Genomic DNA, 21,220 nt, shown 5'->3' on the forward strand with positions numbered 1-21,220 from the left:
AGCCCGGCACTAGGCCGGGCTTTTCGTTTTTTCGCTTCTGCGATTACTGCACTTCGACCGCCAGGCTGTCGGCGATCTTCTTCTGCCAGATCGCCGGGCCGGTGATGTGCACCGACTCGCCGTTGGTGTCGACCGCAACAGTGACCGGCATGTCCTGCACTTCGAACTCGTAGATCGCTTCCATGCCCAGCTCGGCGAAGGCCAGCACCTTGGACTTCTTGATCGCCTGGGCGACCAGGTAGGCGGCGCCGCCAACAGCCATCAGGTACACAGCCTTGTTGTCCTTGATTGCTTCGATGGCGATCGGGCCGCGCTCGGACTTGCCGATCATGCCCAAGAGGCCTGTGCTTTCCAGGATCTGGCGGGTGAACTTGTCCATGCGGGTCGCCGTGGTCGGGCCTGCCGGGCCGACTACTTCGTCGCCAACCGGATCGACCGGGCCGACGTAATAGATGAAGCGACCCTTGAGGTCCACTGGCAGCTCTTCACCCTTGTTCAGCATGTCGACCATGCGCTTGTGCGCAGCGTCGCGGCCGGTCAGCATCTTGCCGTTGAGCAGGATGGTTTCGCCCGGCTTCCAGCTCTGCACTTCTTCCGGCGTGATGGTATCGAGGTTCACGCGACGGGCGCTCGGACCGGCTTCCCAGACGATTTCCGGATAGGCATCCAGCGGCGGCGGGGTCAGTTCGGCTGGGCCGGAACCATCGAGCACGAAGTGCGCGTGGCGGGTGGCTGCGCAGTTGGGGATCATGCACACCGGCAGCGAGGCCGCGTGGGTCGGGTAGTCCATGATCTTGACGTCGAGCACGGTGGTCAGGCCGCCCAGGCCCTGAGCGCCGATGCCGAGCTGGTTGACCTTCTCGAACAGCTCCAGACGCATTTCTTCGATGCGGTTCTGCGGGCCGCGAGCCTTGAGCTCGTGGATATCGATCGGATCCATCAGCACTTCTTTCGCCATGACCGCGGCCTTTTCGGCGGTACCACCGATGCCGATACCGAGCATGCCCGGCGGGCACCAGCCAGCGCCCATGGTCGGCACGGTCTTGAGCACCCAGTCGACGATGGAGTCGGACGGGTTGAGCATGGCCATCTTCGACTTGTTTTCGGAACCGCCGCCCTTGGCTGCCACGTCCACTTCAACCTTGTCGCCGGGAACGATGGAGTAATGGATGACGGCTGGCGTATTGTCCTTGGTGTTCTTGCGGGAACCTGCCGGGTCGGCCAGGATCGAAGCACGCAGGACGTTTTCCGGCAGGTTGTAGGCGCGGCGGACGCCCTCGTTGATCATGTCGTCCAGGCTCATGGTCGCGCCGTCCCAGCGCACGTCCATGCCGACGCGAACGAAGACGGTAACGATGCCGGTGTCCTGGCAGATCGGACGGTGGCCGGTGGCGCACATGCGCGAGTTGATCAGGATCTGCGCCATGGAGTCGCGCGCGGCCGGGGATTCTTCACGCAGGTAGGCTTCGTGCATTGCCTGAATGAAATCCACGGGGTGGTAGTACGAAATGAACTGCAAAGCGTCAGCGACGCTTTGAATCAGGTCGTCTTGCTTGATCACGGTCATGCAGCGCGTCCTCATGGCGGGGCGGTAGGAGGCGCATCGGGAGTGGCAGTCGACGCGCCGCGAAAAAATGCGCGGCAGTATAACGCGTCGAGCTGCGCGGTACACGGATGGACCAGGAGCGATGGGAATGCCAGCTAGGTTTTTGTTTTCGGTAAGCGTAAAGTGCGGCAAATTGCCACAGCGGGACGGATCCCTATGAGCGCGATGCGGGAAGAGACCGGGGAGCTGGCCATACAGCAGCTAGTCACTCGGCGATTCGCAATGGCCTCGGTGACCTATGGCCTCGCTCTGATGCTGACCTGGGTAGCGGTGGCGGGTGGGTTTTACGAGGCGTCCACTGCCAGTGCAATCACTCACTCGGCATTGATTGTGGTGAGTCAGCTGCTGTTTTTCTGGCTTTTTCACCGCGGCATCAATCTGCGTTTCAAGGACCCCAGCCTTACCGAGCCGCAGGTGCTGGTGGCGTTGCTCTGGCTGACCTATTTCCTTTTCAACCTCGGCAGCGCGCGTGGTTCGCTGCTGGTGCTCTATCTGCTCGTGCTGATGTTTGCCGTATTCCTGCCGCCAAAGGTGTTCATTCGCTACGCCGCTCTGGCCTTTCTCAGCTTCGTCGGGTTGGCCGCGCTGGACTACTACCTGCAGCGCGCGGTGGACTCGACGGTGTTCCTGCTTCAGGCCAGCGTCCTGCTGGTGACGCTGATCTGGATGTGTCTGTTTGCCGGTCATGTCTATCGACTGCGCCAGCGCATGCGCCAGCGGCGCTTTGCCCTGCAGGCGCACCAGGACACCTTGCGCGGCATGATGCGCCAGCTCGAGGATCTGGCCTCCACCGACGAGCTGACCGGCCTGTACAACCGTCGGCGCTTCCTGCGCATCGCAGAAGGGGAGCTGAGCCGGCTGCGCAAGGGCCACCGGTTCGGGCTGGCGCTGATCGATCTGGACCATTTCAAGCGCGTCAACGACATTCACGGCCACGCCGCTGGAGACCGGGTGCTGCAGACTTTTGCCAACGTAGCCCGTTCCTGCCTGCGTGATGGTGACGTGCTGGCCCGTTACGGCGGCGAGGAATTCGTGCTGCTATTGCCGGACACCGATGCCGAGCAGTTCAGCGCCTGTTGCGAGCGGCTACGTGAAGCCTTTGCCAAGGCGGAACCGGAGGAGGTCGATATCGCTGCCGGACACCTCAGCCTGTCCATCGGCCTCACCCTGGTGAATGCAGGGGACGACCTGGATGCAGCGTTGCAGCGTGCTGACGAAGCGCTCTATCGCGCCAAGCGAGCCGGGCGCAATCGCTGCGAGCCGGCATGGATTACCAGCGATGCCTGAGCTGCGCTGCGCCGGGCAAGGCTGGACGGTCGCGCCGGGTACGAATCTGCTCGATGCCTTGATCGGTGCGGGTGTGCCGGTGCCGTACAGCTGTCGGGCCGGGAGCTGTCACGCTTGTCTGGTGCGCTGTGTCGATGGTGAACCGAACGATCTTCAGCCGGACCTGCTGGCGCCCGAACAGCGCGCGGCGGGCTGGCGACTGGCCTGCCAATGTCGCGTCGGCGGCGACCTTGGCGTGCAGGTCTTCGATCCTCGCCGCGATGGACAGGCCGCTCGCGTCGAGAGCGTGGAGTGGTTGAGTAGCAACGTGCTGCGCCTGCGGCTGGTACCTGAACGCCCGCTGCGCTATCGCGCAGGGCAGCATCTGCTGTTGTGGACGGCAACCGGTATCGCTCGACCGTATTCACTGGCCAGCCTGCCGGGTGATGATCCATGGCTGGAGTTCCACCTCGACTGCAGTCGACCGGGCGCTTTTTGCGATATCGCCCGGCAGCTGCGCCCGGGCGATATGTTGCAGCTGGGCGAACTGCATGGTGGGGCATTGCACTACGAGCCGGACTGGTCCGAGCGGCCATTGTTGCTACTGGCGGCCGGAACCGGGCTGGCGCCATTTTGGGGGCTGCTGCGCGAGAGTCTGCGGCACGGCCATAGCGGGCCTGTCAGGCTGTTGCATGTCGCTAGCGAGGCTCACTACCTGAGCGGGCCACTGCAGGAACTGGCGAGCAGGCATGCGAACCTGCGTCTGGAGTGGATTGACGCCGGTGAGCGTGATCGTGCGTTAAGGGCGCTGCGCCCCGTAACGCGTCAGGAGATCGCCTTGCTGTGTGGTGGCTCGGCGTTTGTCGAAGCGGGCGCGCGCCAGCTGTTTCTTGCCGGCTTGCCGCGCGGGCAGATATTCAGCGATGCGTTCGTTGGCGCAAGTCCTCCGCCCTGAGCGCTCCATTTCCTGAACATGGAAAGCATGAGGCCGGCATAAGCCGGCCTCGTGTCTAACCCCGTCGAGCTTACTGATCGCCGACCCGCAGGATCTTCATGGTGTTGGTGCCGCCAGTGCTGTCGTGGTAGCTGTCGCCCTTGGTCAGGATCACCCAGTCACCCGGTTGCACGATATTGCGCTTGAGCAGCTCCTCGACCGCCATCTGGCTGACCTTGTCTGCCGGCATCGCGGCCGGATCGAAAGGTACGGTCTGGACGCCACGGAACAGCGCAACGCGCGCCTGGGTTGCGCGGTGTGGAGAGAAGGCGAAGATTGGAACCGCAGAACGTATGCGCGACATGATCAGCGGCGTGTAACCACTCTCGGTCAGGGCGATGATCGCCTTGACGCCCGGGAAGTGGTTGGCCGTGTACATCGCGGCCAGGGCTGCGCTCTCGTCGCAGCGCTCGAACTGCTGGCCGAGACGATGACCGGACTTGGTGCTGGTCGGATGCTTCTCCGCGCCGCAGCAGACTCGCGCCATGGCCTTGATGGCTTCGATCGGGTATTCGCCAGCGGCGCTCTCGGCCGAAAGCATCACCGCGTCGGTGTAGTCGAGCACCGCGTTGGCTACATCGGATACCTCGGCGCGGGTTGGCATCGGACTGTGGATCATCGACTCCATCATCTGCGTCGCCGTGATCACCACCTTGTTGTGGCGGCGGGCGTGCAGAATGATCTTCTTCTGGATACCGACCAGCTCGGCATCACCGATTTCCACGCCCAGGTCACCGCGCGCCACCATCACGCCGTCGCTGGCCTGAATCAGGCCGTCCAGTGCCTCGTCGTCCGCAACCGCTTCGGCCCGCTCGATCTTGGCGATCAGCCAGGCATCGGAGCCGGCTTCGTCGCGCAGGCGGCGGGCCAGGTCCATGTCAGCCGCATCGCGCGGGAAGGAAACGGCCAGGTAATCCAGCTGCAGGTCGGCGGCCAGCTTGATGTCGGCTTTGTCCTTGTTGGTCAGCGCCGGGGCTGTCAGGCCGCCACCGCGGCGGTTGATGCCCTTGTTGTCCGAGAGCGGGCCGCCAATCAGTACGGTGCAGTGCAGTTCGTCGGCGGTGGCGTTGTCGACGCGCATCACCACACGACCGTCGTCAAGCAAGAGCTCATCGCCGACGCCGCAATCCTTGACCAGATCCGGGTAGTCGATACCGACCACTTCCTGGTTGCCGGCGTCGCGCGGATGGGTCACGGAGAAACGGAAGCGGTCACCTTCCTTCAGCTCGATGCGCTTGTCGGTGAACTTGGCGATACGGATCTTCGGGCCCTGCAGGTCACCGAGCAGCGCGACGAAGCGGCCATGGCGGGCGGCTATTTCACGCACCAGTTCGGCCCGGGCACGGTGCTCATCGGGGCTGCCGTGGGAGAAGTTCAGGCGGGCGACATCCAGCCCGGCGACGATCATCTTTTCCAGTACCTCCGGCGAACTGCTCGCTGGGCCCAGGGTGGCGACGATCTTGGTGCGACGCGGAATCATTCAATAGCTCCTTCTTCTGGCTGGCCCCGAGGCTACTATGCTCGCCGGATGTAGTCATCGCCCGGCGGGCACTACTCTTTCGGCCCGTCTGACGGGCTGTCTGCAGGTTTTTCCGATACGGTCGATACAGGAGGCATACGGAGGAACCCATGCGCACCCTGATCATCATTTTTCTGAGTCTTCTGACCGTCGGCTGCAGCAGCCGACATGCTTCCGATCGCCACCTGGATGCCGCTTACCAGCATTACGAGGCCGACAACTGCGATCGGGTGATGCAATCGCTGTCGCAGGCGGAGCGCCGCAGCAAGCCGCGTAGCCAGGTGCAGCCGGAGATTTCCCTGCTGCGTGGGCAATGCCTGGAACGGCAGGGGCTGTTCGTCGACGCCGGCGAAACCTACCGCTTCATCGTCGAGCGTTACCCGGCCAGCGAATATGCTTATCGCGCACGGGCGCGCCTGGAGACGCTGAGGCAGCTTGGCCACTATCATGTCGAGCCGCCTGCGGTGGTTCAGCCGGCCAAGCGCTGATGCCGTGAAATCATGTGAGGGAACATGCGAGCGTTGCTTCTGATCATCATGCTGCTGCCGACACTGGCATCCGCGCAGATCTACCGTTGGACCGACGCCGACGGTCGCGTGCATTTCGGTCAGCGCCCACCGGCCGGCGCCGAGCAGGTTGAAGTGCGGCCGCAAGTGGTCGAACGAGACGAGCAGACCCGAGCGCGCGAGGCACGCAGTGAACGGTTCTTCGATGCGCGTCGGCAGGAACAGCAGGCGGCGCGCGAGCAGGCCAGCCAGGCGCAGGCGGCCCGGGAGCAGGAATGCCAAGGTCTGCGCAGGCAGTTGTCACAGCTGCAGCTCGGCGGACGTTTTTTTCGTAACGATGCGGCGGGAGAGCGCGTCTACTACAGTGACAGTGAAGTAGAGGCGGCTCGACAGCGCCTGGCCGCTCGTATCGGCCAGGAATGCAACTGAGCCGAGGGGATTCGAATTGCAGGGCAAAGGTTGAAGGCTCCGACGACATGAACATGGCGAACCAGCGTCGTATCCAGCGGCATCAGCTGCCGTACTACCTCAATGTATTCAACCGGTTTACCGAGAAGCCGCTGGGTTTTATCGGCAATCTCTCCGAGGGCGGGCTGATGCTGATCAGTCCCTATCCGATGATGCTCGGCGTGCGCTTCGAGATGCGCCTGAAGATTCCTGGCCAGACCGGCCAGCTGCGCCATGTGGACTTCAGCGCGTTCAGCCTGTGGTCCAGCGAGGACGTCACACCGGGAAGCTACGACACCGGATTCTCTCTGATCGAGCCACCCGGCGATATCCGCGAGATGATCGCCGCGTTACATCACTACTTCAGCTTTCAGCCGATGCCTCACATTCCGCTGGCGCATCACGCCGGTGCGGCGTCGGATCGCTTCACCGACAAGGATTGCTGTCACGGCCTGTGAGGCAGCTACAGCGTTCCGGTTTTCTTCCACGCCAGATAGCGCCCGACCAGCGCCGGCCCCAGATCGCAAGGTTGGACGTCAAGCACCGGCAAACCATTGGCGGTGAGGCGTTTATGCAGTTGCTGGCGTGCATTCAGGTAGTCCTGCGTACCGCAGTAATCGAGCGCGTCGTCCAGGCTTTGCACCGGCCGCAGGCGTAGCTGGTCCAGCACTTCCTCGCGCAAGCTCACCAGCAGCACCCGGTGCCGTCGCGAAAGTCGGCGCAGCGCGGCATGCAGCTCGGCATCGTCCTCGTCGCGCAGATTGCTCATGACGATCACCAGAGCCCGGCGCTGCTGGCGCGCCAGCAGCTGATCGACCGCTGCGCCGTAATCAGCTGGCTGCTGGGTGGGCTGCAGGTCGTACAGGCCGTTCAGCAGTATGCGCAGCTGCTGTTGGCCCTTGGCCGGCGTAATGTGCCGTGGCTGTTCACCGGCAAAGGTGCAGGCGCCGACCGCATCGCCCTGGCGTAGCGCGGCGTAGGCGAGCAGCAGGCCTGCGTTGAGCGCGTGGTCGAAGTGGGTGAGTTGCGCATCCTGGCTGCGCATACGGCGGCCGCAGTCGAGCATCAGCACGATCTGCTGGTCTTGCTCATCCTGGTACTCGCGGGCAATGGGTGTTCGCGAGCGCGCTGTGGCTTTCCAGTCGATCTGGCGCAGCGTATCGCCCTCGCGAAATTCGCGCAGCTGATGAAACTCCAGTCCCAGCCCGCGTCTTGGCTGTTGGCGCACGCCGAGACGGTTCAGCCAGACATCGATCGCCTGCAGGCCAGCGCCGTGCAGCTGGGCAAAGTCGGGGTAAACCCGCGTGTCGTCGGCCAGTTGCAACTGTCGTTTGCTGCGCCACAGCCCCAGAGGGCTGAAAAGCTGCATGTCGCAGCGCTGGAAGGAAAAGCGTCCACGGCGAACCGGTCGCAGTCGGTAGCTGAGCTGGCAATGCTCTCCGGGTTGCAGGCGTATGCGCTGCGGCAACTGCTCGAAGAGCATGCCGTCCGGCACGTGGTCGAACAGCTCCAGTTCGACCGGATGGCTGTCGTCGTTGCGAGCCAGAAGCTGCACGTGGCTCCAGTGCCCCAGGGGCAGATTGCCCGGCAGGCTGCGTTGCAACGCCGGCGAAGGCAACCGTTTCAGGTTGCGGGCGTCGAGCGCAGCGATCATCCCCAAGGCCAGCAAAAGCCCCCACCAGGCCGAGCGCCAACCTTCGGCTTCGATTCCCAGTGCAGCGAGCGTGCCGAGCGGGATGGCCAGCAACACCAGTGCTGCCAGCGCAACGAGCAGGCGACGGGATGGCGTCATGCGCGCGGCGCCGCCACCTGGTCGAGCACCTGCAGCAGCACCTGGTCTACCGACAGCCCTTCGATATCCAGCTCTGCCGAGAGCCGCACGCGGTGGCGCAGTACGGCCAATGCGCAGCCCTTGATGTCATCCGGCGTGACGAACTCGGCGCCGCGCAACAGTGCCCTGGCGCGCCCACCGCGAACCAGTGCGATCGATGCGCGCGGGCCGGCACCCAGTGCCAGGCCCGGCCAGCTGCGTGTGCTGCGGGTCAGGCGCACGGCATAGTCCAGCACCTGCTCGTCCAGCGGCAGCTCGCTGGCGATCTTCTGCAGGGCCAGCACATCGCGGGGCTGTACCAGTTGGCGCAGGGCGCTGACATCGAGCATGTCAGCCCGTGCCGAACGGGTAACCTGGCGTACCAGCTCCAGCTCCTCATCGGCTTGCGGGTAGTCCATGCGCAGCATCAGCATGAAGCGGTCGAGCTCGGCTTCGGGCAGAGGGTAGGTGCCCTCCTGCTCGATGGGGTTTTGGGTCGCCATGACCAGAAACGGCTGTGGCACGGCCAGGGCCTTGCCTTCAAGGGTGACCTGGCGCTCCTGCATCACCTCGAGCAGCGCGGCCTGGGTCTTGGCTGGGGCCCGATTGATCTCATCGGCCAGCAGCAGGTTGGTGAATACCGGGCCCTTGCGCAGCTTGAACTGCTCGGTCTGCATGTCGTAGACCGCGTGGCCGGTCACGTCGCTGGGCATCAGGTCCGGGGTGAACTGGATTCGCGAGAATTCGCCACCGAAGCAGCGCGCAAGGGCTCGAACCAGCAACGTCTTGCCCAATCCGGGCACACCCTCGATCAGCACATGGCCACCGGCGATGAGCGCGGTGAGAACACCGTCGATGACCTCGTCCTGGCCAATCACTGCCTTGTGCAGTTCGTCGCGCAGGGCCTGGGCCAACTGGCTGGCGCGCACACGCTGGCTCACTGGGTTGGTGCTCGAAGCAGCGCTGTTCGATTCGGAGGGTTGTTCGCTCATAAGGCATTCCTGAGGGTTTGCAGGTAGGCGACCTGTCGGGTGAATTCGGTGGCCGACAGGCGTTGCTGCGGCGTGGGGCGCATGGCCTGCTCGATACTGGCGGGCGGCAGGCTGGAAAGCTGTGCGAGCAGGGTCAGCTGTCCGCTGAGCGGGAGCTGCTCGAAGCCGGGATGGCGAACGTTGGCTCTGCGCTGAATGTCCTGCTGGAGTCGCTGCAAGAGGCTTTGCTCGCGCCCATGGCGAAGCAGGAACTCCGCCGAGCCGCGTAGATGCTCCTGGAGCTGGCGACGTGCCGGGCTGGCGGCAGGCAGTAACGGGCCGAAGCGCTGCCCGACATGCCACAGCGCAAACAGTATGAGCAGGCCCAGCGCGGTGAGCGTTTCCGGGAAATGCTTGCGCAGCTGCGCCAGCAGGCCGTCGTGCTCGCTGCGGTGGACCAGGGTGACTTCGCTGTCCTGCGTCAGATACCAGAGCAGCCAGGCATGGTCGTATTCGTCGATATTGCGGTTCTGCCAGATCCAGCTGTCGGTCAGCGCGGTGACCAGCCCGTTGCCGTGCTGCAGTTGCAGCATGTGCGTCGCGCCTGCGCTGTTGGCCCAGGCGTGGGCGCGGTTGTCGGCGTCGTAGAGATGGAAATCCGTATCGAAGGCGAGATAGGCCGGCGCGCTTTCATTCTCCAGGTACAGCTTGGTCAATTGCGGATGCTGTTCGGCAGTGGATGACTGAGGCGACTGGGCCTCTTCATCCAGATCCCTGGTGGAGTACTGCTGCAAGTTGAGCCGATCGAGCAGCAGGTCGCCGCTCTTGCCGGTTTTCTCGTCCCACAGGCGCTCGGCGACCACCACCAGATGACCGCCGGCAGCGGCCCAGTCGAGCAGGCGTTCGGTCTGGCGAGGCGTCATGTTGCGGCGATCACCGAGCAAAAGCAGCGTCTGGCCACTGTTGGGCAGCGTCTCCAGACCGGCGATGCCGTCGTGGCGGGCGACCTGCAAGCCGAGAGCACGCAGGAATAGCTCGGCGGCCAGATAGTCATTGCTGCGGGCCTGTGGAGCAGGACCATGTTCGACGACATCTTCATAGCGCTGCAGCTGGCTGCCCAACCAGATGGTCAGCAGGGCGAGCAGCAGGACCGCCCCAGCGACGAGGAGACGCACGTGCAGGCGATTCATGACGGCCGCCCCTCGGCGAACAGCGCCCGCCAATCGGCACACAGCGCGTCACGCACCTGTTCGTTGGCTGGGTCGTGTCCGTAAGCCTGACGCTGCCAGTGAGCGGTGAGCTGCTCGGCGAATCGGGCCAGGGGTTCCAGCTGCAGTTCATGCACCTGCCGCAGAACCTCACCTTCGGTATGCGCTGCCTTCAAGGGCAACTGGAAGTCGTGCAGCAGGCGGCAGAGCAAGCCGCGATACAGCAGCGCCAGCGCCGCGCGTGGATCGAACTGCCAGAGTCGTTCGGCCTCGGTAGCGATATCATCCGGCAGGCTTTGCGGGGCGACCTCAAGGCCGAACAGCTGCGTCGGCGGCTCCGTACGGCGCCGGTTCGGCAGCCGTACACGGCCGCCGAAGGTCTGCAACCATTCGCGGTAGCGCCACAGCACAAGCGCAACGAGCAGTGCCACGGCTGCCCAGAGCAGGACCTCGAGGACCTGTGCCAGACGTTCCAGGCCATGCCAGAACGAGCCGCCCTGCAGCAGGCGTTCGATCAGGCGAGCCAGCGCACCGGGCTGCTGTGGGTCATCGGCGTCGCCCAGCCGCCAGCGCGTCACTGTTTCGCGGTGCTGGAAGGGGGGCTGGTCGAGCAAGGCATCGATTCGTTCGTGGGCTGCTTCGCTGGTCAATGGCTGATTGAGCAGGCGCTTACTTTCGGGGCCGGCCTCTGGCTGGGCAGTGGGCGCGGCCCAGGCCTCATGGGGTGCGGGCCAGAGCAGCAGGCCGCAGGCGAGCGCCATTGCTGGCAGAGCACCGAGCAGGCGCTGGCGCAGCCGGCGGAAGGCCAGTTCGACATCCCAGGCTTCCAGATGAGTACGCCGGTTGAGATAGAGGCTGAAGCCGCAGGCAACGTAGATGGGCTCCCAGACAATGAGCACCAGAACATAGAGCAGGTTGGACAGATGTTCGAGCCAGAGCCACTCCCCGCTAAGCCCCAGCAGATCTTCCCAGTTCCAGCGCTGCACCAGCGGTGCCGGCAGGAAAAAATACAGCACCCCTAGCAGCCCGAGCCAGAGCGCACCTTCCAGATGGACGCCGACGACGGTCAGCCAGCTTGCCGCGCGCCCATTGCGCAGATTGAGCGTGATCAGACGCTGGGCTCGTGCTTTGCCGTCGAGCCCCTCGAGTTGTTGCACAGGCAGATCGAAGCTGCGTGTCATGCTCAGGCGGCGCCAGGTCAGGCTGGCGAACCACTGCGAGCGCAACAGGCCCGGGAAGGCCTTCAGGCTTTCCCTGAAGTTTGGAGTTTCGCCGAACAACGCTCTGGACAGGATATGCAGCGGCAACCGTTCATACAGCGGCTTCAACCACCAGAACAGCAGCAACGCCACGCTTGGGTGCTGCCACAGCAGCACGCTGATCAGCGCGAAAACCGGCAGCGTGACGGCTGCCCAGGTCGCCATCAGCAACGTCCCGTGGCGTCTGGCCAGCAGGGTGCCAAGGTCCAGTGCTTCCCATGGGCTGCGTGGACGGATCGAGACGCTGGCATTACTCAGCTGCATGCTGACCTCGCCCGGCCAGGCAGAAATAGATGGCCACGATCAGCCACAGCAGTGCACCGACGATGTACTTGATCGCGGGCGTGGCGAGGGTCATGGAGGACCAATAGGCTTCGACGAATGCGGCGATCAGAAGGAAAAGCGTGGCACCACCGACCAGCTGTATGCCCTGTCTGGCCGCCTGACGGAGCGCATTGCCCCGCGTCAGTCGGCCTGGGGCGAGCAGCGCGACGCCAAGCTGCAGCCCAGCCGCACCCGCGAAGGTGATGGCCGTCAGTTCGAAGGCACCGTGACCGATGACGAACGACCAGAACGGCTGGTGATAGCCGATGCCGCTCAGGTGGCCAGCCACGGCACCGATCGTCAGGCCATTGAACAGCAGGAAGAACAATGTGCCGAGGCCAAACAGCAGGCCGCTGGCGAACGTCTGAAACGCGATGCCGATATTGTTCATGATGTAGTAGCCGAACATCAGCCAGTCGTCGCCTGCGCCTCGCTCGGCAAAACGCCCCAATCGACTGGCGTCCGGGTCGTACATCTGTTCCATCTGGGCGACCTGGTCGGCTGGCAGGACGCTGTAGACCAGATCGGGAAACAGGTAAACCAGCGTGGCCATGCCGAGCAGGCTGCCGTAGAACAGCACACTGGCGGCCAGAACATAGCGCCATTGTGCACGCACCGTGCGGGCGAAACCGCCGCTGATGAAGCCCAGCAGTCGACCGAGCAGTGGACTGCGATGGCGGTACAGTTGTTGATGGCCCCGCAGCGCAAGCTGCCGCAACTGCTCGATCAGTTGACTGCTGTAACCGCGCGACTCCGCCAAGGCCAGCTGCTGGCAGAGCCGGCGGTAGGCGGCGGGAAATGTTCCGGGCTGCGTGCTGCGCGGTTTGCCGCCCTCTAGCGCGTCAAGTTGAGCGGCGAACTCCTGCCAGTCGGCCTGATGTTGCCGCTCGAATACTGCCTGCTTCATGACGAGCCCACCAAGGAGCGGGCAATGCCGTGAATTTTGGCCTCGGCATGTTCCTCGTTGCTCCCCAGCGGCTCGGCCAGAATCGAGGCCAGTTCCTGGCGGCGCTCGGCAGAAAGAGCCCCATGACGTTCGGCAAAGCCGATCAGCGCGCGTTGTTCATCCAGGGTCAGCGCGACGGGAGGGGCTACCGGCTCGACGTCGGGAAGCGCCGGGCGAGCCTGCGGCTTCTCCTGATAGATCACCAGTGTCCCTGCCGCCAGATCGCCGAGGCGCTTGAAGGCAGGGTGACCCAGGCAACTCAGAGCGCCGAGGAAATAGCCGAACGGCAGCATGTCGACGAAGCGCAGCAGATTACGGGTGAGCGAGGAAGACCAGCCGACCGGTGTGCCGTCGTCATGCACGACGCGTAGCCCCAGCCAGTATTTTCCCGGCGTGCGGCCTTGATTCAGCACTTCGAAGAGCACCATGTACCACCACTGAACGAGGAACAGCAGTAGCGTTCCCAGGCCCATGCCGAATTTGCCGAGCAGGCCCAGGGTGAAAAACAGAACCAGCAGGATGGCGGCGCGAATCACCAGGTCGATAGCGAAGGCGAGGGCGCGGGGCACCAGTCCGGCCGGGCGCAGGAGCAGATCAATGCCCTCCGGCGTCTCGACGCGCAGGCTGGTGTCGAGCAGGTCTTGTCGGTCGAGTGTGGAATACAAAGGCAAGTTCGTCTGAGATCAGGCAAAGGGCGATGCTATGCGGCATCCGCCGCTGCGGCAATGCGCCTGAGGCTGGTACTTGAGCCCCGCGCGCAGATGGAACGCGATTATGGCGAAATGCCTGCTCGATTGCAGGATGCCGTTCGCAGAGCGGCGCGTCGCTACAACGCATGTGCAACCGGCACGCTGGAAGCGGGTCGGGTCGGGTCGGCGAGGTGCCGGCCCGGCTGATAGACTGCCATGCTGATCGAGAAGGATTCTCCCGTGACTCCAAGCATCTTCTGGTACGACTTCGAAACCACAGGCATTTCGCCCAGCCGCGACCGTCCGCTGCAGGTGGCGGGCATCCGCACCAACGAGGCGCTTGAGGAAATTGGCGAGCCGCTGAACATCTACTGTCGCCCCTCCGACGATATCCTTCCGCATCCCGCGGCATGCCTGGTTACGGGTATCACGCCGGCGATCCTGCAACAGAAAGGGTTGTGCGAGGCAGAGTTCATTCAGCGCCTGCATCAGCAGCTGTCCACCCCGGGGACCTGTGGCGCAGGCTACAACAGCCTGCGTTTCGACGATGAGGTCACTCGCTACAGCTTGTACCGCAATTTCTACGATCCTTACGCGCGGGAGTGGCAGGGGGGCAACAGTCGTTGGGATCTGATCGACCTGGTGCGAACCGCATATGCGCTGCGTCCGGAAGGGATCGTCTGGCCGGAGGAGGATGGCCGGGTGACGCTCAAGCTCGAACGCCTGAGCGTCGCCAACGGACTGGAGCATCTGAATGCTCACGACGCACTCTCCGACGTGCGTGCCACCATCGGCTTGGCCAGGCTCATCCGTGATCGCCAACCGCGGCTGTATGACTATCTCTACAACCTGCGGCGTAAACAGGCAGTGCTCGAACAGATCACCCTGCTTGAACCGCTGGTGCATGTGTCTGGTCGTTTTTCGGCCGCGCGGCATTTTCTTTCGGTGGTGCTGCCGCTGGGCTGGCATCCACGCAACCGCAACGCGCTGATCGTCTGCGACCTGCAGGCGGAACCTCAGCCGCTCTTGCAGGAGAGCGCCGAAACATTGCGGCAGCGTCTATATACCCGGCGAGATCAATTGGCAGAGGGCGTACTGCCTGTGCCTTTGAAGTTGGTACATGTCAACAAGTGCCCGGTGCTGACGCCGCTCAAGGTGCTGCGGGAAGGCGATATTCAGCGGTTGGGCCTGGATATGCCGCTCTGCCAGGAACGTGCCGCCGCATTGCGCGAGCAACGCCAGCTCTGGAGCCAGAAGCTGGACGAGATCTACCGCGAGGAGGGTTTCCCTGGTAGCGACGATCCCGAGCAGCAGCTGTATGACGGCTTTCTTGGCGAGCGTGACCGGCGGTTGTGTGACGAGATTCGTGGTCTTGCGCCAGCCGAACTGGCCAGGCATCCGTCCCGGTTCGACGATGTCCGCCTGCAGGAGCTGTTGTTCCGCTACCGCGCACGTAATTTCCCCGAGGCTCTATCCTCCGAGGAGCAGACGCTTTGGTATCAGTTCTGTCGGCAGCGGCTGAGCGACGGTGCCTTCGGAGCGCCCAACACGCTTGATCAATTCGAGGCGGGTATTCAACAGCTCTTGGTTACCGCCACGCCGGCGCAGCAACAACTGTTACAGCAATGGCATGAATACGGGCAGGGGCTGCGCGAGCATTACGGACTGGCCAGCTAGTTCGCTGAAAGGCGGGTGGGATGCTGAGGAAGTGGCGGCGCGTAATGCCGAGTAAAGGAAGAGGCCTGCAATAAAAAACGCCAGTTCCCGCAGCAATGATTAATGTCGAGAACTGGCGTTCGGTTTAAACCGTTATCGCTTAGCCGAGCAGGGTGGCCCAGCTTTCCACGGTTTCGGAGCCCCACTGGGCTTTCCATTCTTTCAATGTCTTGTGATTGCCGCCTTTGGTTTCAATCACTTCGCCGCTGTGCGGGTTCTTGTATTGCTTAACGCGGCGAGCACGCTTGCTGGTCGCCGGTGCTTTGGCAGTGCGCGGGCTTTTGCTGTTGCGCGAGGCTTCTGGATCGAGCAGTGCGATGATGTCGCGCAGCGACTTCTGATACTCGCCCATGAGTTCGCGCAGCTTGCCTTCGAACTCCAGTTCCTTCTTCAGTTTGTCATCTTCGGAAAGGGACTTCAGTCGCTCCTGAAGTTCCTTGATGGCCTCTTCAGTGGCGCGATACTCGTTGATAAGTGACATATGACTTCCTTGGGATAGGTTTTGAACGCAAGTGGCAGCAATCATAGTCCTGCGTAATGGGCAAGTAAATATAGAGTTTGTTAAAAAGACGGACCTTTTTTTGAAGGGATATTTCATGCGCGGCAAGCGCTACTGATGCGTGAGTTTGGGCCTTAAAACAAACGCAATCCTTGTTTTATCGGACAAGTTTTTTCGATGGGTTTATGCAGTTTCCCAAAGAGGCGCAGCCGGCGTACGGCCCGGTCCAACGCGCCGTTTAGTTGCCCTTCGCTGGTTTGCCGTCAAACGCGATGGCTGCGCTTTTGACTGCTGGGCTAGAATGCCGCGTTTCCTTTGAGCCGGAGTAACCGTTAATGCGCACTTTCAGGCTGGTCATTGCCTGTCCCGATGGCGTTGGCATTGTCGCCAAGGTCAGTAATTTTCTCGCTACCTACAACGGTTGGATCACTGAAGCCAACCACCACTCGGATCACCAGAGTGGCTGGTTCTTCATGCGCCATGAAATCCGCGCAGACTCGCTTCCTTTTGATCTTGAAGGTTTTCGTCAGGCGTTCGCGCCGATTGCGCGCGAGTTCTCCATGGAGTGGCGCATCACCGACTCCGAGCAGCGCAAACGCGTGGTGCTGATGGCCAGTCGTGAATCGCATTGTCTCGCCGATCTGCTGCATCGCTGGCATAGCGGTGAGCTGGATTGCGACATACCGTGCGTCATCTCCAACCATGACGACCTGCGCAGCATGGTCGAATGGCATGGCATTCCTTACATTCACGTGCCGGTCGATCCCGCCAACAAGCAGGAGGCCTTCGCCGAAGTCACCCGTCTGGTTCGCGAACAACGTGCCGATGTGATTGTGCTGGCGCGTTACATGCAGATTCTGCCGTCGGAGTTGTGCGACGAGTTTGCTCAGCGCGTGATCAATATCCATCACAGCTTTCTGCCGTCGTTCGTCGGTGCCAAGCCCTATCATCAGGCCTCACTGCGTGGCGTGAAGCTGATCGGTGCGACCTGTCACTACGTTACCGAGGAGCTCGATGCTGGCCCGATCATCGAGCAGGACGTGGTCCGAGTCAGTCATCGCGACAGCATCGAAGACATGGTCCGTCTCGGAAAGGACGTAGAGAAGATGGTGCTTTCGCGCGGCCTGCGCTATCACTTGGAAGACCGTGTGCTGGTGCATAGCAACAAGACAATGGTGTTCAACTGACAATCCGGAGTCGCCGTGACCGATCCTCTCGAGCGTGCCGTAGCCAAAGCGCCACCGATCATCGGTAGCGGTTGTACTCAGCGATACGATCCACAGGCCCTGTCGTCCGATCAGGGCACCGAGTTCGCTGATGCCGCGGCGCTCTGGGCTCGTCTGCAGGCCGAGCAGGATCAGGCTGAGCTGCAGCATGCGCGCGCGCTCGACGGGCAGGAGACTGGCGAATGACTGCAGCGGTGGATCGTTTGATGCTCGGCGCGGACGCGACTGGCGAGCCGAACACCCAGTCTCTGCGGCTGGCCAATCGACACGGGCTGATTGCCGGGGCTACAGGCACCGGCAAGACCGTGACCCTGCAGCGTCTGGCTGAGCAGTTCAGTGATGCGGGCGTTGCGGTGTTCGCTGCCGACATCAAGGGCGACCTTTGCGGTCTGGGTGCTGCCGGCACACCTCAGGGCAAGATCGCCGAGCGGATTGCCAGCATGCCCTGGCTGAATCATCAGCCGCAGGCCTATCCGGTGACTCTCTGGGATGTGCATGGCCGCACCGGCCATCCGTTACGTACCACTCTGAGCGAGATGGGGCCATTGCTGCTCGGAAATCTGCTGCAGCTGACCGACAGTCAGCAGGCTGCACTGTATGCCGCGTTCAAAGTGGCGGATCGTGAAGGCCTGTTGCTGCTTGATCTGAAAGACCTCAAGGCGCTGCTGGCGCACCTCAAGGCCGAACCGCAGCTGCTGGGCGAGGACAGCGCCCTGTTTACCGGCGCCTCGTCGCAGGCGCTTCTGCGGCGCCTGGCGACCCTTGAGCAGCAAGGTATCGAAGCGCTGTTCGGTGAGCCTTCACTGCAGCTCGAAGACCTGCTCCGTCCGGCAGCGGACGGCCGGGGCGCTATCCATCTGCTGGACGCCAGTGTGCTGGTGCATGAGGCACCTAAGGTCTATGCAACCTTTCTGCTTTGGCTGCTCGCCGAGCTGTTCGAACAGCTTCCGGAGCGTGGGGACGCCGACAAACCCGTGCTGGCCCTGTTCTTCGATGAGGCGCATCTGCTGTTTGGCGATACGCCCAAGGCGTTGCAGGAGCGGTTGGTCCAGGTTGTGAGATTGATCCGCTCCAAGGGCGTAGGCGTCTATTTCGTCACCCAGTCTCCTGCGGATCTGCCGGACCAGGTGTTGGCACAGCTTGGCCTGCGTATTCAGCATGGCTTGCGCGCTTACACCGTGAGGGAGCAGAAGGCGCTGCGGTCCGTGGCCGACGGTTTTCGTTCCAATCCCGCGTTTGCGACGCTGGATGTTCTGACCCAGTTGGGGATCGGCGAGGCCCTGGTCGGTGGGCTTGAGGAAAAAGGCACGCCGGCAATGGTGCAGCGCGTGGCGATCGCCCCGCCACAGTCACGTGTCGGGCCACTCAGCGAAGCCGAGCGTGCGACGCTCATCGCGCGGTCCGGGCTGCGTGGTCGCTATGACCAGCCGGTCGATCGGAAGTCCGCCTATGAAATCCTGGCCGCGCGCGCTGCACAAACGGTCGAGCAGTCTAAAGCTGTTGCCGAAAAGAGTCGGCGAGGGCAGAGCACTGCAAGTGGAGACTTGGGCGATCTGGCCGGACGTGTCGTGAAAAGTGCCTTGAGCCAGGCAGCCAGCCAGTTGGGCCGTCAGTTGGCCAGAGGCTTACTCGGCTCGTTATTGGGTGGCAAGCGCTGATCGTTGGCGAGTGTGACCGCCCCAATTGAATGCGGCTCTCGAAAATACTTCAGGACTCGTCTGAGCGGGCGAGGTGATTACGCCTGCTCAGTAACTGCGCTTTCGCAACTGGATTGCTTTTCCTGCTCGAGCTTCTGCAATTCCTGCTTGAAGACCTGATCGAGGACAGTGGGTTTTTTTCGCCATGGTTTGCGCTCGGGTTCGCGTTCAGCGGCATAAGTCGTGATTTCACCACCGTACACATTGGTAAAGCGCTGGGCCTGGCGCTCAAGTTCGGCGCGCAGTTGATCTTTCGTCACGTAAGCAACCCTTCTTAGGAAGTTCTTGTAAGACGCAACTGAATTGAGAAAGATGCGTCTGCAGTTGTAACCGGAAATTTGCTATGCGCTCTCGCACTTGCTCGTCTGTTTGGACGAGAAGCAATTGAAAAGGTTTTTTCCGTTTACGAGCAAGCTTGAAAAACGAGGGGCAGTTCAAAAAAAGCGAGTGCGAGTGCGCGTTCAGTTCGGCGCAGCGTCTCGCGGCATTGAAGTATGCCTTTCCATGCCGTTACTGGGCCAGGCTTAGAATTAGAAAAACCCGCCGCGGCGGGTTTTTCTTTTCACTCTGTAGGCTGTTAACGAGCCACTTTGACTTCGTTGCTCTGTTCGGCGCGGCCATAAACGTCATCGAAGCGCTCGATGTCATCCTCACCAAGATAACTGCCGGACTGAACTTCGATGATTTCCAGCGGAATCTTCCCTGGGTTGGCCAGACGGTGCACCGAGGTAATCGGGATATAGGTCGACTGATTCTCGGTGAGCAGGAACGTCTTGTCGTTGCAGGTGACCTGCGCGGTTCCAGAAACGACGATCCAGTGCTCGGCACGATGATGATGCATCTGCAGCGAGAGGCTGGCACCGGGGTTTACACAGATGCGCTTGACCTGGAAGCGGCCACCCATGTCCACCGAGTCGTACCAGCCCCAGGGACGATAGACGGCACAATGGTTCTTGGTCTCGCTGCGGTCCTGGGCGTCAAGTTTGCTGACGAGCTTCTTGACGTCCTGCACCTTGTCCTTGTGGGCAACCATCATGGCGTCTTTGGTTTCAACCACAACGATATCGTCCAGCCCCAGTACAGTTACCAGCTTGCCGTTGCCGTGAACCAGGCAGTTGCGCGAATCCTCGGCGATCACGTCGCCCTTGAGAACGTTGCCGTTGTCGTCCTTCTGGTGCACGTCCCAGATCGATGACCAGGAGCCAACGTCGCTCCAGCCGGCGGACATCGGAACCACGCAGGCCAGCTGAGTCTTTTCCATCACCGCGTAGTCGATGGAGTTGTCCGGGCAGCAAGCAAAGGTGGCCGGATCGATCAGCACTTCATCGCCGTTCTTGATGCTGCGTTCGAGCGCCAGCCAGCAGGTGTCATAGATATCCGGATCGTGCTTTTTAAGCTCCTCCAGGAAAACGCTGGCACGGAACAGAAACATGCCGCTGTTCCAGAAATAGTCGCCTGACTCGACGTAGCTCTGGGCGCGCGCCTCGTCCGGCTTCTCGACGAACTGGGCGACCCGCTTGATACCATCCGGCAGACCGGCGTTGGCATCCTGGCTGGCCTTGATATAGCCGAAGCCGGTTTCGGGGCGGGTTGGCGGAACGCCGAAAAGGACCATCTCGCCGTTCTCGGCAGCATTGGTCGCCAGCGCCAGAGAGCGCTGGAACGCTTTCTGATCCTCGATCACATGGTCGGCCGGCAACACCAGCAGCAACTCGTCGCGACCTTCTTCGATCAGCTTCATCGCCGCGATACCGATCGCTGGTGCGGTGTTGCGGCCGAATGGCTCGAGCAGCAGGCCTTGGACGCCGAGTTTGCGGGCGGCCAGCTGCTCCTTGACGATGAAACGGTGCTCCTGATTGCACACCAGCAGTGGCTGCTGCATGCCGTCAAAGGCCAGGCGCTCGACTGTCTGCTGGAACAGTGTCTGTTCGCCGGTCAGCGCGAGGAATTGCTTGGGGAACGACTTGCGGGAAAGGGGCCACAGCCGGGAGCCGCTGCCACCTGAAAGAATAACCGGGATCATATTGCTTCTCCTGAATCGTTTCGAAGGTCGTTCTACTTGTCCGTGGCGCCAGTCGTAGCGCCTGAATGTTCGTGTTCTGTTCGCCGGCGAGCTCGCCAGCTGGAACGAAATCGTCCCGCCCGAAGCGTTGCTTCGAGGTTGAAATCGGTGCTGAGTTCGTTATCGCGGCGTCATGGCAAGGGCTTGATGTGCCTATTGCGTGGCGCCAATCCGGGCGACGGGCATCGAACGCCTGCGGCTGACTCGTGATGAGGTGAGGAGCGCCGTCGTCGCGCATGGAATGCGACATCTGAGGTGTGTCGAAAAGGGGTGGTGCGTTTGCATGGCCGTAACCCTCTGTTCGTGCCTTGCTCGGCATTGGTCGTACCAGATGCCGCTTTGGCAGTGGTCGACGCCTCGGCCATCGGCCGGATGTTCAGCCGTATCGCTGGCTGAGATTGCGCTACCGCCGAAGCCGCTTTGCGACCCGGGGCGGAGCGGATTACAAGATTGATGACCCAATGCACGTTCATGT

Annotated in this window: 20 protein-coding genes; 9 read left to right on the plus strand and 11 right to left on the minus strand. The window is 62.3% G+C overall.

Annotated elements, in window-relative coordinates:
* Positions 1–43 precede the first annotated feature (43 nt).
* The gene (locus EA798_RS15060; protein WP_106155634.1) at positions 44–1,567 is read right to left on the minus strand and encodes a fumarate hydratase; all 1,524 of its coding nucleotides are present in this window, start codon (positions 1,565–1,567) and stop codon (positions 44–46) included.
* Between the two features lie 195 nt (positions 1,568–1,762).
* Here EA798_RS15060 and EA798_RS15065 point away from each other — a divergent pair, with 195 nt between their 5' ends.
* Together EA798_RS15065 and EA798_RS15070 are read left to right on the plus strand one after the other, a co-directional pair.
* Positions 1,763–2,893 (plus strand): GGDEF domain-containing protein, encoded by a 1,131-nt coding sequence (locus tag EA798_RS15065; RefSeq protein ID WP_122099454.1) that lies wholly within the window; start codon positions 1,763–1,765, stop codon positions 2,891–2,893.
* Positions 2,886–3,827, plus strand: a complete 942-nt coding sequence (locus EA798_RS15070; protein WP_122099455.1) for an iron-sulfur-binding ferredoxin reductase — start codon at positions 2,886–2,888, stop codon at positions 3,825–3,827. The genes EA798_RS15065 and EA798_RS15070 overlap by 8 nt, the downstream gene beginning before the upstream one ends.
* A gap of 70 nt (positions 3,828–3,897) precedes the next feature.
* Here the strand turns inward: EA798_RS15070 and pyk are convergent, their stop codons facing one another.
* Complete coding sequence (pyk, locus tag EA798_RS15075) at positions 3,898–5,346, minus strand: pyruvate kinase (protein ID WP_106155631.1); 1,449 nt, start codon at positions 5,344–5,346, stop codon at positions 3,898–3,900.
* Positions 5,347–5,495: 149 nt separating this feature from the next.
* Between pyk and EA798_RS15080 the strand changes: the two genes are divergently transcribed.
* Genes EA798_RS15080 through EA798_RS15090 form a run of 3 tightly spaced genes read left to right on the plus strand, consistent with a single transcriptional unit; the run spans position 5,496 to position 6,796 of the window.
* Complete coding sequence (locus EA798_RS15080; RefSeq protein ID WP_122099456.1) at positions 5,496–5,873, plus strand: tetratricopeptide repeat protein; 378 nt, start codon at positions 5,496–5,498, stop codon at positions 5,871–5,873.
* 24 nt (positions 5,874–5,897) lie between these two features.
* Entirely contained in the window at positions 5,898–6,320 is a 423-nt protein-coding gene (locus EA798_RS15085) for a DUF4124 domain-containing protein (RefSeq protein WP_106155630.1), read from the plus strand.
* Between the two features lie 47 nt (positions 6,321–6,367).
* Positions 6,368–6,796, plus strand: a complete 429-nt coding sequence (locus EA798_RS15090) for a PilZ domain-containing protein (protein WP_122099457.1) — start codon at positions 6,368–6,370, stop codon at positions 6,794–6,796.
* 5 nt (positions 6,797–6,801) lie between these two features.
* On the opposite strand, the gene EA798_RS15095 is transcribed toward EA798_RS15090, so the two are convergent.
* Genes EA798_RS15095 through EA798_RS15120 form a run of 6 tightly spaced genes read right to left on the minus strand, consistent with a single transcriptional unit; the run spans position 6,802 to position 13,521 of the window.
* Complete coding sequence (locus tag EA798_RS15095) at positions 6,802–8,130, minus strand: DUF58 domain-containing protein (protein ID WP_122099458.1); 1,329 nt, start codon at positions 8,128–8,130, stop codon at positions 6,802–6,804.
* Positions 8,127–9,140, minus strand: coding sequence for an AAA family ATPase (locus EA798_RS15100; RefSeq protein WP_106155627.1), 1,014 nt, complete (start codon positions 9,138–9,140; stop codon positions 8,127–8,129). The genes EA798_RS15095 and EA798_RS15100 overlap by 4 nt, the downstream gene beginning before the upstream one ends.
* Positions 9,137–10,309 carry a DUF4350 domain-containing protein gene (locus tag EA798_RS15105; RefSeq protein WP_122099459.1) on the minus strand — a complete coding sequence of 391 codons (1,173 nt, stop codon included), beginning with the start codon at positions 10,307–10,309 and terminating at the stop codon, positions 9,137–9,139. Before EA798_RS15105 ends, EA798_RS15100 begins: the two co-directional genes overlap by 4 nt.
* Complete coding sequence (locus EA798_RS15110) at positions 10,306–11,850, minus strand: DUF4129 domain-containing protein (RefSeq protein WP_122099460.1); 1,545 nt, start codon at positions 11,848–11,850, stop codon at positions 10,306–10,308. The genes EA798_RS15105 and EA798_RS15110 overlap by 4 nt, the downstream gene beginning before the upstream one ends.
* A complete protein-coding gene (locus EA798_RS15115) occupies positions 11,837–12,817 on the minus strand; it encodes a stage II sporulation protein M (RefSeq protein WP_122099461.1) in 981 nt (326 codons plus the stop codon). Before EA798_RS15115 ends, EA798_RS15110 begins: the two co-directional genes overlap by 14 nt.
* The gene (locus EA798_RS15120; protein WP_122099462.1) at positions 12,814–13,521 is read right to left on the minus strand and encodes an RDD family protein; all 708 of its coding nucleotides are present in this window, start codon (positions 13,519–13,521) and stop codon (positions 12,814–12,816) included. The genes EA798_RS15115 and EA798_RS15120 overlap by 4 nt, the downstream gene beginning before the upstream one ends.
* A 264-nt stretch (positions 13,522–13,785) precedes the next feature.
* Here EA798_RS15120 and sbcB point away from each other — a divergent pair, with 264 nt between their 5' ends.
* Positions 13,786–15,222 carry an exodeoxyribonuclease I gene (sbcB, locus tag EA798_RS15125; protein ID WP_122099510.1) on the plus strand — a complete coding sequence of 479 codons (1,437 nt, stop codon included), beginning with the start codon at positions 13,786–13,788 and terminating at the stop codon, positions 15,220–15,222.
* A 139-nt stretch (positions 15,223–15,361) separates the two neighbouring features.
* Here the strand turns inward: sbcB and mvaT are convergent, their stop codons facing one another.
* Positions 15,362–15,742 (minus strand): histone-like nucleoid-structuring protein MvaT, encoded by a 381-nt coding sequence (mvaT, locus tag EA798_RS15130; protein ID WP_015277909.1) that lies wholly within the window; start codon positions 15,740–15,742, stop codon positions 15,362–15,364.
* 353 nt (positions 15,743–16,095) lie between these two features.
* On the opposite strand from mvaT, the gene purU reads away from it, so the two are divergent.
* From purU to EA798_RS15145, 3 genes are read left to right on the plus strand one after another with little or no spacing between them, the layout of a single operon-like run.
* The gene (purU, locus tag EA798_RS15135) at positions 16,096–16,947 is read left to right on the plus strand and encodes a formyltetrahydrofolate deformylase (RefSeq protein WP_015277908.1); all 852 of its coding nucleotides are present in this window, start codon (positions 16,096–16,098) and stop codon (positions 16,945–16,947) included.
* Between the two features lie 15 nt (positions 16,948–16,962).
* Positions 16,963–17,172 (plus strand): hypothetical protein, encoded by a 210-nt coding sequence (locus EA798_RS15140; RefSeq protein ID WP_122099463.1) that lies wholly within the window; start codon positions 16,963–16,965, stop codon positions 17,170–17,172.
* A gap of 20 nt (positions 17,173–17,192) precedes the next feature.
* Entirely contained in the window at positions 17,193–18,644 is a 1,452-nt protein-coding gene (locus EA798_RS15145; protein WP_420849559.1) for a helicase HerA-like domain-containing protein, read from the plus strand.
* A gap of 77 nt (positions 18,645–18,721) precedes the next feature.
* On the opposite strand, the gene EA798_RS15150 is transcribed toward EA798_RS15145, so the two are convergent.
* Together EA798_RS15150 and EA798_RS15155 are read right to left on the minus strand one after the other, a co-directional pair.
* Positions 18,722–18,943 carry a hypothetical protein gene (locus EA798_RS15150; protein WP_106155621.1) on the minus strand — a complete coding sequence of 74 codons (222 nt, stop codon included), beginning with the start codon at positions 18,941–18,943 and terminating at the stop codon, positions 18,722–18,724.
* 317 nt (positions 18,944–19,260) lie between these two features.
* The gene (locus EA798_RS15155; RefSeq protein ID WP_122099465.1) at positions 19,261–20,706 is read right to left on the minus strand and encodes a mannose-1-phosphate guanylyltransferase/mannose-6-phosphate isomerase; all 1,446 of its coding nucleotides are present in this window, start codon (positions 20,704–20,706) and stop codon (positions 19,261–19,263) included.
* Between the last annotated feature and the right edge of the window lie 514 nt (positions 20,707–21,220).

Source organism: Pseudomonas songnenensis, assembly GCF_003696315.1.
Lineage (GTDB): Bacteria > Pseudomonadota > Gammaproteobacteria > Pseudomonadales > Pseudomonadaceae > Stutzerimonas > Stutzerimonas songnenensis.